This window comes from Streptomyces sp. 13-12-16 (assembly GCF_002114215.1).
Classification (GTDB): Bacteria; Actinomycetota; Actinomycetes; order Streptomycetales; family Streptomycetaceae; genus Streptomyces.
The window spans coordinates 1-1,242 of the sequence record NZ_NCTE01001462.1; the positions used below are offsets into that span (position 1 = coordinate 1).

A 1,242-nucleotide genomic window follows, 5' to 3' on the forward strand; every position below is an offset into this window, starting at 1 on the left:
ACCGGGCCGAGCGGGCGGGCGTGCCACTCGGCGGCGCCGCTCTCGGTGATCCGCGGCGTCGCGCCGAACACCAGGCGCACCGCTTCGGACAGGCCGCGCCGGGTGCCCCGTACCCGGTGCAGATAGGTGGCGGCGGCGACGGCGGCCCGCAGCCGCTGCTCCCCCGTGAGGCCGTCCGCCGGTGCGCCGCCGGCCCCGATGCCGTCGGTCTCGATGCCGTCGGTCTCGGCGCCGACCCAGTCGGCCAGCCAGCGGGTGAAGTCGAGCGGGGCGAGCGCGGGGTCGAAGTAGGAGTCCAGGTTGTCGAGGACGACCAGGAAGGGTGCGAGGACCTCGTCGAGCCCGGCGACGAAGCGCTGCGCCAGGTCGTCGTCGGCGAAGATCGCGGGCAGCGTCGCGCCGATCGGCGCCGAGGTGCCCAGCCCGTCGATCGAGCCCCTCACGCGCCGTCCCCGATCACGCGGACCCGGTGGTCGAAGGAGAACACCAGGGACGGGGCGGACAGGTCGATCCGGTCGGTGGCCTCGCCGCGCTTGCCGGTGATCGGGTCGGCGGGGTGCAGGAGGACCTGGTCGACGAGTTCGACGCCGGGCACGCGCTGGAGCACGGCGAAGATCTCCCCGGCCTGTACGGGCCGGCCGAAGGGCCAGCCGGTGCCGTCGGCGCCTCCGGTGAGCGGGTCGAGGTGGCGGTAGAGGGCGTCGTGGGCCTGGCGGCGGACCCGGTCGGTGTCGGTGCCGCGGAAGGCGTGCACGGTGGCGACGACGGTGACGCCCTGGTAGAACGGCGGGCCGACGGCGAGGCGGGTGCCGATCAGCCGGCGCTCGTCGAGGTAGCGGGTGATGCGGGAGAGCAGCGCGTCGCCGGGGACGAGCTGCTCGAAGCGCAGTCGTCCGCCGGGGTCCGGCACGGCCTGGGGGACGACCAGGACCCGGACCGCGTACGCGCCGTGCTCGCTCTCCTCGCCCTCCAGGCAGGTGATGCGGGCGGTGTCGGGGGCGGCGCGGCGGGCGAGTTCCTCGTAGTCGCGCAGGGTGACCGCGCGTTCCTGGGCGCGCAGGGTGATGGGCGCCCGGGTCTTCGCCTCCTCGACGGTCTCGCCGTCGACGCCGCCGCGCGCGGCCTCCCGGTTGACGACCTCGGAGACGTACGGCACGGAGCGGCGCAGGACGCGGACGGCGCCGCGGGCGACGTTGCCGGACCTGCCCCCGCCGGTGCGGTAGCGGCGGGGGCGGGGGGCGG

Annotated in this window: 2 protein-coding genes; both read right to left on the bottom strand. The window is 76.3% G+C overall.

Annotated elements, in window-relative coordinates; genetic code table 11:
* Nucleotides 1-443 (bottom strand): phage tail protein (locus tag B7767_RS42635; protein WP_085576482.1); only part of this gene is annotated, 443 nt, incomplete at its 3' end.
* The coding region (locus tag B7767_RS42640) for a putative baseplate assembly protein (RefSeq protein WP_085576483.1) at nt 440-1,242 on the bottom strand (803 nt) is incomplete at its 5' end. The genes B7767_RS42635 and B7767_RS42640, both read right to left, overlap by 4 nt.